The sequence below is a fragment of the Variovorax sp. SPNA7 genome (assembly GCF_033807855.1).
Classification (GTDB): domain Bacteria; phylum Pseudomonadota; class Gammaproteobacteria; order Burkholderiales; family Burkholderiaceae_C; genus Variovorax; species Variovorax beijingensis.
Map to the genome: position 1 here is coordinate 4,820,137 of NZ_CP138513.1, position 12,616 is coordinate 4,832,752.

The window sequence follows — 12,616 nt, forward strand, 5'->3', positions numbered from 1 at the left end:
GGGCGGGCGCCTGACCAGGCAGGCACTGCGACCGGATTCCCTAAGATATGGTGAAAGCAGTTGGGCGCATCTTCTTCGAATGCAAGCTCCGAAGAAGGCAAGCGGCTCCAGACCGGATCTGCCGTCGCAAGCGTCGGCAAACCGGGCATTTTAGCTGCCCTTGTCCCACCCTCCGGATTACCCATGAATCGCCGCTCCGTCCCCCCCTTCACGCTGCAGCAGGCCGCCGAAGGTTCGCCCACCCTGGCGAGCCTGATCGCCCGTGCGCGCGACGCGAACGAGCGGCTGCGGGCGGTCGAGGGACTGATCCCGCCGGCCATGCGCCCGGCCGTGCAGGCCGGCCCGGCCGAGGGCGATGTGTGGTGCCTCCTGGTCAACGGCAGCGCCGCGGCCGCCAAGCTGCGCCAGCTGTCGCCGATGCTGGTCAGCCGGCTGCGCAGCAAGGGCTGGGACGTGAACACGATCCGGATCAAGGTGCAGTCCGGGCGCTGAGCGAAAAAAAACGGCCGCCTGCGCGAACGGCCGGGCAACCCCGCCTATTGCGGCTGAAGCCCGATGCCGTGCGCCACCTTCTGCCAGCGCTCGGCCTCCGATCGCATGAAAGCCCGCAGCTCGCCGGTGGTGGAACCCTTCAGCTGCACGCCGAGCACCGCCATGCGCTCCTTCACCGACGGATGGTCCAGCGCCGCGATCGCCTCGCGCCGCAGCCGCTCGATCACCTCCAGCGGCGTGGTGGCAGGTGCCACCAGCGCCCACCACTGGTCGATTTCCAGCCCCTTGAGCCCGCTCTCCGCCAGCGCGGGCACTTCCTTGAGCCCCGGAATGGCCACGCGCTGCGCGCTCGTCACCAGCAGCGGGCGGACCCGGTTGGCACCCAGCAGGCTGGAGCCGCTGGCCAGCGTCGCGAAGTGCCCGGCCACCGTGCCCGCCGCCACGTCGGTGAGCGCCGGCGCCGAGCCGCGATAGGGAACCATGTTGAACCTGATCCCGGTGCGGCTCGCCAGCAGTTCGGCCGCCAGGTGGCTCACCGTGCCGGCGCCGCTGTGCGCGATGGCCGGCGGCATCGGCGCCGCGGCCGCCGTCTTGATGAAGGTCCTGAAATCGCGGCTGTCGCCGTCCATGCCCGCGAAGAACACGAGCGGCGAGGTGCCGATCATCGTCACCGGCGTGAAGTCGCGCAGCAGGTCGTAGGGCAGCCGCGCCGTCACCGCGGGCGCAATGGCGTGCGGCAGCTCGACGATGGCCAGCGTGTAGCCGTCGGGCGCGGCCTTGGCCGCCGCCTCGGTGCCGATCTGGCCGGCGGCGCCGGGCCGGTTGTCCACGATCACCGAGCTGCCGATCGTCTGGCTCATGCGCTGCGCCATGGCGCGCGCAATGGCGTCGGTGCTGCCGCCGGCGGCCCACGGCACGATCAGCTTGATGGGCTTGTCGGGAAAGGCCGCCCAGGCGCGCTGCGCCGTGGCGGCGAAGAGGGCGGCCGAACCGGCAGCCAGGAAGGCGCGGCGTTGCATTGCTTGCATGGTTTCGATTCCTTCTGTGGGTGGTTCGGACGTTCAGGCGGCCCGGTCGGGCCAGCTCGGGTCGCGCGAGGCGTTGGCGGTGAGCATCAGCACCACGTGGGCGTCGGCCGCAATCGCATGGCCTTCGCGCAGCTGGCGCACGGCGTCCAGCCCGGCCGCCGCGCACAGTTCGGCGCTCACGCCGGCCGCCGTGAGCTTTCGCCGGGCCGCGCGGGCCTGGTCGTCGCTCACCACCACCGCGCCGCCGCCCGAGGCGACGGCGGCCTGCCACTGCAGGAAGGTCACGGTGGAGCCAGCGGTGGAGAACTGCGCGGTATGGCCGGGATACGCGCCGTTGAGCGCCTCGCCGGCCAGCACGCGCGAGAGGCGCGCAAAAGGCTCCACCAGCCAGAGCCTCGGCAGGCGCGAAATGCGCCCGGCGGCCAGCAGGTCGCGGAAGCCCGCGTAGATGCCCCAGGCCAGGTCGCCGCGCGCCGTGGGAATCACGACGTGGTCGGGCAGGCCGCCCTCGTTCAGGCACTCCAGCGCAATGGGCTTGTAGCCCTCGATCGCGAGCGGTGCGCTGCCCAATGCGGGCAGGCGGTAATTGGTCAGCGCGAAATAGCCCGGGTGCTGCGAGCGCTCGCGCACGAAGGCCCAGCGCCCGGCGTTGTCGGCAAAGGTGCAGCGCCGCGCACCGAGGGCGTCGAGCTGACGTGCATAGGCGGCCGGCAGGCCCTCGTAAGTGGCCACTTCGCAGCCCAGGCCCGCGGCCCACGCATAGTGCGCCGCCGAGATCGCGGCATTGCCCGACGAGGCCAGCACCAGCGTGTGGGCACCGAAGTCCAGCGCCTGGGCCACGCCCACCGCGGTCATGCGGTCCTTGTGCGAGCCCGTGGGGTTGCACGATTCGTCCTTGAGCGCGAGGCGTGCCACGCCGAGCTGGCGCGCCAATTCCGGCATGTCGGTGAGCGGCGTGCCGCCCTCGCCCAGCGTGAAGCCCGGTTCGTAAGGCATGGGCAGGGGGCTGCCGCTCTCGGGCAGGTAGCTGGCGCGCAGCCCGACATGGATGCCCATGCCGCGGCAGGCCGGACAGCCGTCGTTCGCCAGCGTGAGCGGATAGGGGGCATCGCAGCGCAGGCACCTGAAGCCCTGCAGCCGGGGGTTTCTCACCGGGCGCGGCGGACGGGCTCGCGCGGTGCCTCGCGGATCGGCGGACGGCTCGGAAGCCGAGGCGAGCTTGAAGTGGAGTACGGGCGCAGGCATGTTCAGCGGTCCTGGGTAGGAAAGTCGTGCCGAAATCTTAGGCATCTGCAAATAAAATCATCTAGCTTGAAATACTCAAGCGATAAGAAAACTTATCGATGCGCTTCACCGAGATAGAGACATTCCGGGCCCTGATGCGCGCCGGCTCCACCCGCAAGGCCGCGGCGCTGCTGCATGTGACGCAGCCCGCCATCAGCCAGTCGCTCAAGCGGCTCGAGACGCAGGCCGGCATGCTGCTGTTCCAGCGCACCGGCGGGCGGCTGGTGCCCACGCCCGAGGCGCAGGCGCTGTGGACCGAGGTGGAGCGCGTCTTCATCGGCATGGAGGCCATCGAGCACCGCATGCGCAGCCTGCGCGACTTCGGCACCAACCAGCTCGAACTCAGCTGCTATCCGGCCTTCGGCCTGGGCTTCATGCCGCGCGCACTCGAACGCCTGAAGGCGCAGCGCGGCGACCGCCCCTGGCCGCAGGTGTCGCTGCAGGTGCTCAGTTCCAAGGACGTGCGCGACCGCGTGGCAAAGGGCGTCTCCGACTTCGGCCTGATGGCCGACGAACTGCCGCTCGAAGGCATCGATCATTCGACCTTCGCGCGCTTTCCCGGCGTGGTCGTGATGCCGCAGGGCCATGCGCTGGCGCGCTTCAAGCGCGTCGAGCCGGAACAGCTCGCGCAGGTGCCTTTCCTGGCGCTGAACCCGGAAGATCCTTCGCACCGCGGACTCGAGACCGCACTGGCCGCGCGCGGCGCGGCGCTCCAGGTGATGGTGCAGACGCCCTATGCGGCCAGCGTGTGCGAGATGGCCGTGCGCGGCCTGGGCGTGGGGCTGGTCAACCCGATCACCGCGCTCGACTACGCGGAGCGCGGCCTCGTGGTGCGCCGGCTCTCGGTCGACGTGTTCTTTTCGTGCGTGCTGGCGCTGCCCGCAGGCAAGGTGCTTTCCACCACCGCGCGCGACTTTCTTTCGCTCATGCGCCGGCAACTGGCGGAAGACGAGAAACGCATCCAGCGCTACCTGCGCTGAGGCCGCGCGCGCCTCTGCCTCTTCGTCTGCTACTTCCAGCCGAACTCGTGGTTCAGCCCCACGACGAAGCCGCGCACGCCACGGGGCCCCGTCCTGGAGGCGCTCACATCGACGCTGACCTGCGGCGTGAGGCTGAAGCGCCCACCGATGCGCGAGGTCCAGACACTGGACGCGCGGCTGCGCTCCGCGATCAGCGAAACCTTGTCATCGAGCGCCCACTCCGCCGCCAGCCCGCCGCGCGGCGTGCAGGCGCCGGTGCCCGTGGCCCAGTCGGCGCCGATGTTGGCGTGGACCTGCAGGCTGTCCGCCGGGCGCCAGCTGACCGGCAACACCAGCTGCCCACCGGCACGGCCGCCGCGCGTCACATCGAACACGGCGCCGAGCGAAATTGCCGCGCTCAGCGGCGCATCGGCAGCGGATCCGTAGAAATTCCATTTGAGCTGCGGCCCCACGGTGACCGAATGCACGCCCTGCGCCGACAGCCGGTCGGCGTTGAGCCCCAGCTCGACCGGCCCGACGCGGCAGGACGGCCCGATGTGCAGCCCGGTCACCGGCTCGGTGCCGGTGCGGCCCCACCAGGCTTCGTACTGGCACTGGCCCGCATCGAGGGTGCCGGCATCGTCGACGTCGAAATGGCCTGCCGCACGCGCACCGGTGCTTGCCAGCAGGCAGGCAGCCATCAGCAGCCAGGCAGGTTGCGGCCGTCGAATCGTTGTTGTTGTTCTGCGTCTGTTCTTTTTCATCGCCAGCATCCCGAGGACCCGGCATTCTAGGGATGGCAAAAGTCACCGCGGTGGCGCGGCGCCCGCGCGGCTGCCCCTCAGATCTCGAACTGCGGCTGCAGCTCGCGGATGCGCTTGATGGCCACGCCGGCGGCGGCCGTGCGGGTCTCGACGCCGAGCTTCACGTACACCCGCTCCAGGTGCTTCTTGGCGGTGGCGGGGCTGCTGCCGAGGATCTCGCCGATGTCCTTGTTGGTCTTGCCCTTGACCACCCAATAGAGCACCTCGGCCTCGCGCGCCGTGAGCTTCAGGCTCAGGCTCATGGCTTCGATCACGGCAGTGTCGGAAATCTCGCGCATGACGATCATCCATTCGTCGCCGTCGTCGTCCTGCCCCGTCTGCCGATGCAGCCGCAAGCTGAGGCTGCTGGCGCTGGGCGCGGCTCCCGCGCCCGGCACCTGGGACTGCGCGGCGGCGCCCTGCATGATCGAAAGCGCCGGCGGCTCGATGCCCTGCTGCCTGGCCTCGGGCGCATGGCGCCGCAGCCACTCGAGCACCACGGGCGGCGTTTCGGGCGCGCGGGTGTCGCAGTAGCGCTGCAGCAGTTCGCGCGCGAGCGCCGTCTGCCAGATCAGCTTGCCTTCGGGCAGGCGCACCGTGATGCTCGCGTAGCCGAAGGCGTCGAGCGCATTGCGCGCCTGGCCGGCCTGGCGCGCGTCCTGCCGCGCGCGGCGGGCGCCCTGCAGGTGCACGTTCATGCGGGCCAGCACTTCCTTGGGCTTGATCGGCTTGGTGACGTAGTCGACACCACCGGCCTCGAGCGCGGCCACGAGGTGCTCGGTCTCGGTGAGGCCGGTCATGAAGACGATCGGGATGTGCGCCGTCGCGGCATCGGCCTTGAGCCGGCGCGCCACCTCGAAGCCGTCGATGCCCGGCATCATCGCGTCGAGCAGCACGATGTCGGGGCGCGCCTGCGCGGCGCGCTGCAGCGCTTGTTCGCCGTTGGTGGCAATGAGCACGGTGTAGCCCGACTCGTCGAGCGCATCGTGCAGCACCGCGAGGTTGTCGGGCACGTCGTCGACGATCAGCACGAGGTCGCTGTTGGCGCCCTGTTCGCGCAGCGTTCTTGCAAGCGGTGTGGTTTCCATGGGACGTGTTCTTCAGGCCGCGCCGACCGCGGCAGCCAGCGCCCGGCTCATGGCCTCGAACTGGAACTGGCGCGCGAGCACGCGCTGCGCCTCGGTCCAGGCCATGCATTCGGGCTCTTCGGCGTCGATCTCGTCGAGCTGGTTCATGATGCCGCGAAAGTAGCCCAGGCTGACCGCTTCGTCGAGTGCGCGCAGCCTCGAAAGCGATGGCGCCTGCATGGCGCGCGCCGCGGCGGCGGGCGCGGGCTTGGCGGCGATGTCGGTCCACCGCAGGCCGAGCCGTCGCTCGAGCCAGTCGAGCAGTTCCGTGTGGCGCACCGGCTTGACGAAAAAATCTTCCGGCGCAATGCCAACGTCGTTCTCCAGGCCCTTGTCGAAGGCATTGGCCGAGACGATGGCCACGCTGGCATCGGCCAGGCCGAGCCTGCGCGCACGGCGGATCGTCTCCCAGCCATCGATGCCGGGCATGGCAAGGTCGACGAACATCGCGTCGGGCCGGTAGCCGGCCGCAATGAGGTCGAGCGCATCATGGCCGCTGGCGGCGCTGCGCAGCTCGAAGCCGAGCGGCGCCAGCACATGGCCGAGCAGCTCGCGATCGGCCTCCTCGTTGTCGACCACCAGCAGCCGCCGGCGCGGGCCTTCGTAGCCGCGCCGCGCAGGCTGCACCGGCGCCGGCCGGCCCGAGGCGCCGGCCGCGTCGTGCACGCGCGGCAGGAAGAGCCGCACGCAGAAGAGCGAGCCTTCGCCGGGCGTGCTGCGCACCTTCATCTCGCCGCCCATCAGGTCGGTCAGCATCTTGGCGATGGTGAGGCCCAGCCCCGCGCCGGGCGTCGCAGCCGCGGCCGCATCGCCGCGCGTGAAGGGCTCGAAGATGCGCTCGATGTCCTCGGCCGTCATGCCGGGGCCGGTGTCCTCGATCTCGACCGAGGCGAATTCGCGCGCGTACGACAGCCGCAGCCTCACCTCGCCCGCGGCCGTGAACTTGATGGCATTGCCCAGCAGGTTGATGAGGATCTGGCACACGCGCTTCTCGTCGGCGCGCACCAGCTCGGGCAAGCTGCCCGTGGTCTCGAAGCGGAACCGCAGGCCCTTCTCGGCCGCCTGCAGCTCGAACATGTCGGCCAGCTCGCGCAGGGTGTCGGCAAAGCGCATGGGCCGGGCATGCAACGTGAGCTTGCCGGCCTCGATGTGGGCAATGGCCAGCGTGCCTTCGATGAGCGATAGCAGGTGCTCGCCGCCGCGCTTGATCACCGCCACGGCCTGCTGGCGGTGCGGCGGCACGGACGGGTCCTCGCCCATCAGCTGCGCGTAGCCCAGGATGCTGTTGAGCGGCGTACGCAGCTCGTGGCTGATGGCGCTGATGTAGCGGCTCTTGGCCTGGTTGGCCTGGTCGGCGGCGCGGCGCGCCTCGTCGGCCGCGAGCTTGGCCTGCTCCGCGACTTCGCGCGCTTCCTCCGCCGTCTGCTTGGCCGATTGCAATGCGCGGTCGGTGGCGCGGTGCAGCTCGATCTCGCGCATCAGCAGATGGGTCTGGCGGTTCGATTCTTCCTGCGCGACCTTGCGGCTCTGGTGCGCCAGCACGAGCCACCACGCCACCACGCCCGCAATCACCAGCAGCGCCATGTACGCCTTGAGAAAGCCCGAGCGCAACGCCGACTGCTGCACGCCGGCCAGCGCCTGGGCCACTTCGGACTGCGACTGCGAGGCCAGCTGCAGCGCGCTCTCGCCCAGTGCGCGCAGCTCCTGCTGATAGAGCACGCCGAACACCACCGCCAGCACCGGCACGATGATCAGCATCAGCAGCAGGAAGTGCCCCAGGCCGGTGTCGAGATAGCGCCAGCTGAAGCGCGGCAGCAGCCAGCGCAGCACCGACGACCATTGCGCCGAGAGGCTCGCATGCGGCTTGCACAGGTCGCCGCAGCGCGCGTCGAGCGTGCAGCACAGCGAGCAGATCGCGCCCTGGTAGGCCGGGCAGTGGGCCATGTCGGGCCCTTCGTACTCGCGCTCGCAGATCACGCAGTGCTGCACCTTGAGGCGCTGGTAGCTGCCATCGGCGCCGCGCTCGTCCACGTCGTTCTCCACACGCGCCCAGCGAACCGCACGCGGGCCCGAGGCCGGCGCGAAGGCGACCGCGCCATGGCCGGCCGAGCCCCGCGCCAGGTAGTACTTGCCGCCTGTCGCCCAGGCGATCAGCGGCGAAACCACCAGCGCCGTGCCCAGCGCAATGAGCGCCGAGAAGGCCTGCGCGAGCGGCCCGAAAACGCCCAGGTGCGCGGTGATCGACAGCACCGAGGCCAGCGCCATCGCGCCGACACCCACCGGATTGATGTCCCACAGGTGGGCCCGCTTGAACTCGATGCCCGGCGGCGACAGGCCCAGCGGCTTGTTGATGACCAGGTCGGCCACCACCGCCATCATCCAGGCGATGGCGATGTTGGCGAACAGGCCGAGCACGTCGCCCAGCGCCTCGAACACGTTCATCTCCATCAGCATGAAGGCGATGAGCGCGTTGAACACCACCCACACCACGCGCCCTGGATGGCTGTGCGCCACGCGCGAGAAGAAATTGCTCCAGGCCAGCGAGCCCGCATAGGCGTTGGTCACGTTGATCTTGAGCTGCGAGATCACCACGAACAGCGCCGTCGCCGCCACGGCCCAGCCGTAGTTCGGAAACACGTACTCGTAGGCCGCCAAGTACATCTGGTTGGGATCGACCGCGCGCTCGACCGGCACCATGTGCGTGATCGCCAGGTAGGCCAGCAGCGCGCCCCCCAGCATCTTGAACACGCCCAGCACCACCCACCCCGGCCCGCCGGCCAGCACGCCGGCCCACCAGCGCCGGGCGCCCGCGGCGGTGCGCGCGGGCATGAAGCGCAGGTAGTCGGCCTGCTCCCCCATCTGGGTGATCAAGGCGATGCCGACGGTCAGCGCCGCGCCAAACAGGTGCAGGTCGAAGCCCTTGGCGCCGGCTTTCACACCGTTGTAGTGCACGATGCCCGCAAACGCACCAGGATCGCGCACCAGTACGAAGACAAAGGGCACCACCAGCATCACCAGCCACAGCGGCTGCGTCCACAGCTGCAGCCGGCTGATGGCCGAGACGCCGTGCGTGACCAGCGGAATCACCACCAGCGCGCACACCAGGTAGCCCCAGACCGGCGGCACGCCCAGCGCGAGTTCGAGCGCGTAGGCCATCACCGCCGCCTCGAGCGCAAAGAAGATGAAGGTGAACGAGGCGTAGATCAGCGAGGTGAGCGTGGAGCCGATGTAGCCGAAGCCCGCACCGCGCGTGAGCAGGTCCATGTCGACGCCGTAGCGCGCGGCATACACGCTGATCGGCAGGCCCGCCAGGAAGATGATGAGCCCCGTCGCCACGATGGCCCAGAACGCGTTGGCAAAGCCGTACTGCACCAGCAGCGTGGCACCCACCGCCTCCAGTATCAGGAACGACGCCGCCCCGAAGGCCGTGTTGGCCACCCGCCATTCGGACCACTTGCGAAAGCGCTGCGGCGTGTAGCGCAGCGCGTAGTCCTCGAGCGTCTCGCTCGCCACCCAGCTGTTGTAGTCGCGCCGCACCTTGACGATGCGCTGGGGCGCGTCGTCGGGGCTGGGGGTGGCGGCGTCGGGGTTCACACCGTTTCGGTGCATCTTTCGTGCCATCCATACGTCTTTTGGCGAACACCGGCACGACTGTTGCAAAGACGAAGCCTGCCCAATAATGGCCGACCTCCACGCCACCCGAAGCCGCCTCCCATGGAACTGACCCCGCGCGAAAAAGACAAGCTGCTGATCTTCACCGCAGCACTGCTGGCCGAACGCCGCAAGGCGCGGGGACTGAAGCTCAACTACCCCGAAGCCGTCGCGCTGATCTCCGCCGCCGTGATGGAAGGCGCGCGCGACGGCAAGAGCGTCGCGGCGCTGATGAGCGAGGGCCGCACCGTGCTCACCCGCGCCGACGTGATGGACGGCATCGCCGAGATGATCCCGGACATCCAGGTGGAAGCCACCTTTCCCGACGGCACCAAGCTGGTCACCGTCCACCAACCCATCGTCTGACTCTTCCCCGGAACAAGAAAGCCTGCCATGCGCCACAACGCTTCCAAGACGCTTGCCCTCATTGCCATGCTGCTGCCGCTCGCGGCCAGCGCCCACACCGGCGCCGACGGCGGCGTGCACCACGGCTTCACCACCGGCTTCCTGCATCCGCTGACCGGCGCCGACCACCTGGCGGCCATGGTCGCGGTCGGCCTCTGGAGCGCGTTGGCCGCGCGCCGTGCCTGGCCCGACCTGCTGTGGGCGCCGCTGGCCTTCGCGGGCATGCTGCTCGTGGGCGCGCTGATGGGCCTCGCGGGCGTGCAGCTGCCGGCGGTCGAGCCGATGATCGCGGCCTCGCTGCTGGTGCTGGGCCTGCTGGTGGCCACGCGCATCCACCTGCCGGCCGCAGCGGCCGCGGCGGTGGTGGGCGTGTTCGCCGTCTTCCATGGCGTGGCGCACGGCTACGAGCTGGCCAGCGAAGACGGTGCGGCCCTGACGCTGGCCGGCATGGTCGGCGCCACCGCGCTGCTGCACCTGGCAGGCATCGTGCTCGGCTGGTCGCTGCGCCATGCCAATGCCTGGCTGCCACGCGTGGCCGGCGCCGCTGTGCTCGGCCTGGGCGCAACGCTGCTGGCCCAGGCCATCTGAGGCCGGCCATGATCCCTGGCGAACTCCTCATCGACGACGGCGAACACGCGCTCAACCCGGGCCGCCGCACGCTCACGCTGGTGGTGCAGAACACTGCCGACCGGCCGATCCAGGTCGGTTCGCACTATCACTTCGCCGAGACGAATGGCGCGCTCGGCTTCGACCGAGCGGCCGCGCGCGGCATGCGGCTGAACATCGCCTCGGGCGCCGCGGTGCGCTTCGAGCCGGGCCAGCAGCGCACGGTCGAGCTCGTCGACTTTTCAGGCGATCGCATCGTCTACGGCTTTCGCGGCCTCGTTCAAGGGAAGCTTTAAAAAATGGCCACCATCGGGCGACGCGCCTATGCAGAAATCTTCGGCCCCACCGTGGGCGACCGCGTGCGGCTCGCCGACACCGACCTGCTGATCGAGGTCGAGGCCGACTACACGCTGCGCGCCGGCGGCTACGGCGAGGAAGTGAAGTTCGGCGGCGGCAAGACGATCCGCGACGGCATGGCGCAGTCGCAGCGCACAAGGGCGCAAGGCGCCGTCGACACCGTGCTGACCAACGCGCTGATCCTCGACCACTGGGGCATCGTGAAGGCCGACATCGGCCTGAAGGACGGGCGCATCGCCGCCATCGGCAAGGCCGGCAACCCCGACGTGCAGCCGGGCGTGGACATCGTCATCGGACCGGGTACCGAGATCATCAGCTGCGAGGGCAACATCGTCACGGCCGGCGGCATCGACAGCCACATCCACTTCATCTGCCCGCAGCAGATCGAGGAAGCGCTCGCCTCCGGCATCACCACCATGCTGGGCGGCGGCACCGGCCCCGCCACCGGCACCTTCGCAACCACCGCCACCCCCGGCCCCTGGCACATCGAACGCATGCTGCAGGCAGCCGATGCATTCCCGATGAACCTGGGCTTCCTCGGCAAGGGCAATGCGAGCCTGCCCGATGCGCTGCACGAGCAGATCGAAGCCGGCGTGATCGGGCTCAAGCTGCATGAAGACTGGGGCACCACGCCTTCGGCCATCAGCAACTGCCTGGACGTGGCCGACGCCACCGACACGCAGGTGGCGATCCACAGCGACACGCTCAACGAATCGGGCTTCGTCGAGAACACCATCGCGGCCGTGGGCGGCCGCGCGATCTGCGCCTTCCACACCGAAGGCGCGGGCGGCGGCCATGCGCCGGACATCCTGCGCGTGGTGGGCGAGGAGAACTTCCTGCCCTCCTCCACCAACCCCACCATGCCCTACACCGTGAACACGCTCGACGAGCACGTCGACATGCTCATGGTGTGCCACCACCTGGACGCCAGCATTGCCGAGGACCTGGCCTTTGCGGAGTCGCGCATCCGCAAGGAAACCATCGCCGCCGAGGACGTGCTGCACGACCTGGGCGCCATCAGCATGTTCAGCTCCGACAGCCAGGCCATGGGCCGCGTCGGCGAAGTGGTGCTGCGCTGCTGGCAGACCGCGCACAAGATGAAGCTGCAGCGCGGCAAGCTTCCCGAAGACAACGAGCGCAACGACAACTTCCGCGCCAGGCGCTACGTGGCCAAGTACACGATCAACCCCGCCATCTCGCATGGCATTGCGCACGAGGTGGGCTCGATCGAGGTCGGCAAGTGGGCCGACATCGTGATCTGGAAACCCGCCTTCTTCGGCGTGAAGCCCTTCACGCTCATCAAGGGCGGCACCATCGCCATGGCCGCCATGGGCGACCCCAACGCGTCGATCCCCACGCCGCAGCCGGTGCACTACCGCCCGATGTTCGGCAGCTACGGCGGCTCGCTGGCCAGGAGCTCGCTGACCTTCGTCTCGCAGGCCGGACTGGCCGCGGGCATCAAGGAGCGCTACGGCCTGGCAAAGCACCTCAGCGCGGTGAAGAACATCCGCAACGTGCGCAAGAAGGACCTGGTCCACAACGGCTACACGCCCAAAATGGAGATCGATGCGCAGACCTACGCGGTGCGCGCCGACGGGCATCTGCTGACCTGCGATCCGGCGGTACAGTTGCCGCTGACGCAGCGGTATTTTCTGTTCTAGCTAACGCCGTGCGTTTGGGATTTCTTCCCCTGCATCCCCAGCAGGCTTGCCGATGAATTCGAGCACCACGCCAGCATCCGATGGTGTGAGAAGAACGTCATCGCCGGCTTGCAAGCCCCACTGCGCGATCACCTCGTCCGGCAGGATCACACCCGCTTCACCACCGATCTGAATGATTTGAAGCGCTGTTGACATGTGAATCGTTGAGAGGTGGGAAAGAAGAAACGCATTCTGTCAAAGGAC

The 12,616-nt window shown here is 69.2% G+C and carries 12 protein-coding genes; 6 read left to right on the forward strand and 6 right to left on the reverse strand.

Features of this window, described 5'->3' with window-relative positions; translation table 11 throughout:
* Positions 1-183 precede the first annotated feature (183 nt).
* The gene (locus tag RZE77_RS22535) at positions 184-492 is read left to right on the forward strand and encodes a hypothetical protein (RefSeq protein WP_319427501.1); all 309 of its coding nucleotides are present in this window, start codon (positions 184-186) and stop codon (positions 490-492) included.
* A 44-nt stretch (positions 493-536) separates the two neighbouring features.
* On the opposite strand, the gene RZE77_RS22540 is transcribed toward RZE77_RS22535, so the two are convergent.
* The gene (locus RZE77_RS22540; RefSeq protein ID WP_319439351.1) at positions 537-1,520 is read right to left on the reverse strand and encodes a tripartite tricarboxylate transporter substrate-binding protein; all 984 of its coding nucleotides are present in this window, start codon (positions 1,518-1,520) and stop codon (positions 537-539) included.
* Positions 1,521-1,553: 33 nt separating this feature from the next.
* The gene (locus RZE77_RS22545; RefSeq protein WP_319439352.1) at positions 1,554-2,765 is read right to left on the reverse strand and encodes a threonine synthase; all 1,212 of its coding nucleotides are present in this window, start codon (positions 2,763-2,765) and stop codon (positions 1,554-1,556) included.
* A gap of 98 nt (positions 2,766-2,863) precedes the next feature.
* Between RZE77_RS22545 and RZE77_RS22550 the strand changes: the two genes are divergently transcribed.
* On the forward strand, positions 2,864-3,784 hold the full coding sequence (locus RZE77_RS22550) for a LysR substrate-binding domain-containing protein (protein ID WP_319439353.1): 921 nt from the start codon (positions 2,864-2,866) through the stop codon (positions 3,782-3,784).
* A 29-nt stretch (positions 3,785-3,813) separates the two neighbouring features.
* On the opposite strand, the gene RZE77_RS22555 is transcribed toward RZE77_RS22550, so the two are convergent.
* The 3 genes from RZE77_RS22555 to RZE77_RS22565 form a co-directional block, all read right to left on the reverse strand.
* Positions 3,814-4,464, reverse strand: a complete 651-nt coding sequence (locus tag RZE77_RS22555; protein WP_319439354.1) for a hypothetical protein — start codon at positions 4,462-4,464, stop codon at positions 3,814-3,816.
* Between the two features lie 140 nt (positions 4,465-4,604).
* On the reverse strand, positions 4,605-5,654 hold the full coding sequence (locus RZE77_RS22560; RefSeq protein ID WP_319439355.1) for a response regulator transcription factor: 1,050 nt from the start codon (positions 5,652-5,654) through the stop codon (positions 4,605-4,607).
* Between the two features lie 12 nt (positions 5,655-5,666).
* Positions 5,667-9,302 carry a hybrid sensor histidine kinase/response regulator gene (locus RZE77_RS22565; RefSeq protein WP_319439356.1) on the reverse strand — a complete coding sequence of 1,212 codons (3,636 nt, stop codon included), beginning with the start codon at positions 9,300-9,302 and terminating at the stop codon, positions 5,667-5,669.
* A gap of 105 nt (positions 9,303-9,407) precedes the next feature.
* Between RZE77_RS22565 and RZE77_RS22570 the strand changes: the two genes are divergently transcribed.
* From RZE77_RS22570 to ureC, 4 genes are read left to right on the forward strand one after another with little or no spacing between them, the layout of a single operon-like run.
* Positions 9,408-9,710 carry an urease subunit gamma gene (locus tag RZE77_RS22570; RefSeq protein WP_015867014.1) on the forward strand — a complete coding sequence of 101 codons (303 nt, stop codon included), beginning with the start codon at positions 9,408-9,410 and terminating at the stop codon, positions 9,708-9,710.
* Positions 9,711-9,737: 27 nt separating this feature from the next.
* Entirely contained in the window at positions 9,738-10,337 is a 600-nt protein-coding gene (locus RZE77_RS22575; RefSeq protein WP_319439357.1) for a HupE/UreJ family protein, read from the forward strand.
* Positions 10,338-10,345: 8 nt separating this feature from the next.
* Positions 10,346-10,651, forward strand: a complete 306-nt coding sequence (locus RZE77_RS22580; protein WP_319427507.1) for an urease subunit beta — start codon at positions 10,346-10,348, stop codon at positions 10,649-10,651.
* Positions 10,652-10,654: 3 nt separating this feature from the next.
* Positions 10,655-12,373, forward strand: coding sequence for an urease subunit alpha (gene ureC / locus RZE77_RS22585; protein ID WP_319439358.1), 1,719 nt, complete (start codon positions 10,655-10,657; stop codon positions 12,371-12,373).
* Here ureC and RZE77_RS22590 read toward each other — a convergent pair whose 3' ends face one another.
* Complete coding sequence (locus RZE77_RS22590; protein ID WP_319439359.1) at positions 12,374-12,568, reverse strand: AbrB/MazE/SpoVT family DNA-binding domain-containing protein; 195 nt, start codon at positions 12,566-12,568, stop codon at positions 12,374-12,376.
* Between the last annotated feature and the right edge of the window lie 48 nt (positions 12,569-12,616).

What these genes read in the sequence shown, in the direction of transcription:
- RZE77_RS22535 (WP_319427501.1), top strand. Translation starts at nt 184, where the DNA reads ATGAATCGCCGCTCCGTCCCCCCCTTCACGCTGCAGCAGGCCGCCGAA.
- RZE77_RS22540 (WP_319439351.1), bottom strand. Translation starts at nt 1,520, where the DNA reads ATGCAAGCAATGCAACGCCGCGCCTTCCTGGCTGCCGGTTCGGCCGCC.
- RZE77_RS22545 (WP_319439352.1), bottom strand. Translation starts at nt 2,765, where the DNA reads ATGCCTGCGCCCGTACTCCACTTCAAGCTCGCCTCGGCTTCCGAGCCG.
- RZE77_RS22550 (WP_319439353.1), top strand. Translation starts at nt 2,864, where the DNA reads ATGCGCTTCACCGAGATAGAGACATTCCGGGCCCTGATGCGCGCCGGC.
- RZE77_RS22555 (WP_319439354.1), bottom strand. Translation starts at nt 4,464, where the DNA reads ATGGCTGCCTGCCTGCTGGCAAGCACCGGTGCGCGTGCGGCAGGCCAT.
- RZE77_RS22560 (WP_319439355.1), bottom strand. Translation starts at nt 5,654, where the DNA reads ATGGAAACCACACCGCTTGCAAGAACGCTGCGCGAACAGGGCGCCAAC.
- RZE77_RS22565 (WP_319439356.1), bottom strand. Translation starts at nt 9,302, where the DNA reads ATGCACCGAAACGGTGTGAACCCCGACGCCGCCACCCCCAGCCCCGAC.
- RZE77_RS22570 (WP_015867014.1), top strand. Translation starts at nt 9,408, where the DNA reads ATGGAACTGACCCCGCGCGAAAAAGACAAGCTGCTGATCTTCACCGCA.
- RZE77_RS22575 (WP_319439357.1), top strand. Translation starts at nt 9,738, where the DNA reads ATGCGCCACAACGCTTCCAAGACGCTTGCCCTCATTGCCATGCTGCTG.
- RZE77_RS22580 (WP_319427507.1), top strand. Translation starts at nt 10,346, where the DNA reads ATGATCCCTGGCGAACTCCTCATCGACGACGGCGAACACGCGCTCAAC.
- ureC (WP_319439358.1), top strand. Translation starts at nt 10,655, where the DNA reads ATGGCCACCATCGGGCGACGCGCCTATGCAGAAATCTTCGGCCCCACC.
- RZE77_RS22590 (WP_319439359.1), bottom strand. Translation starts at nt 12,568, where the DNA reads ATGTCAACAGCGCTTCAAATCATTCAGATCGGTGGTGAAGCGGGTGTG.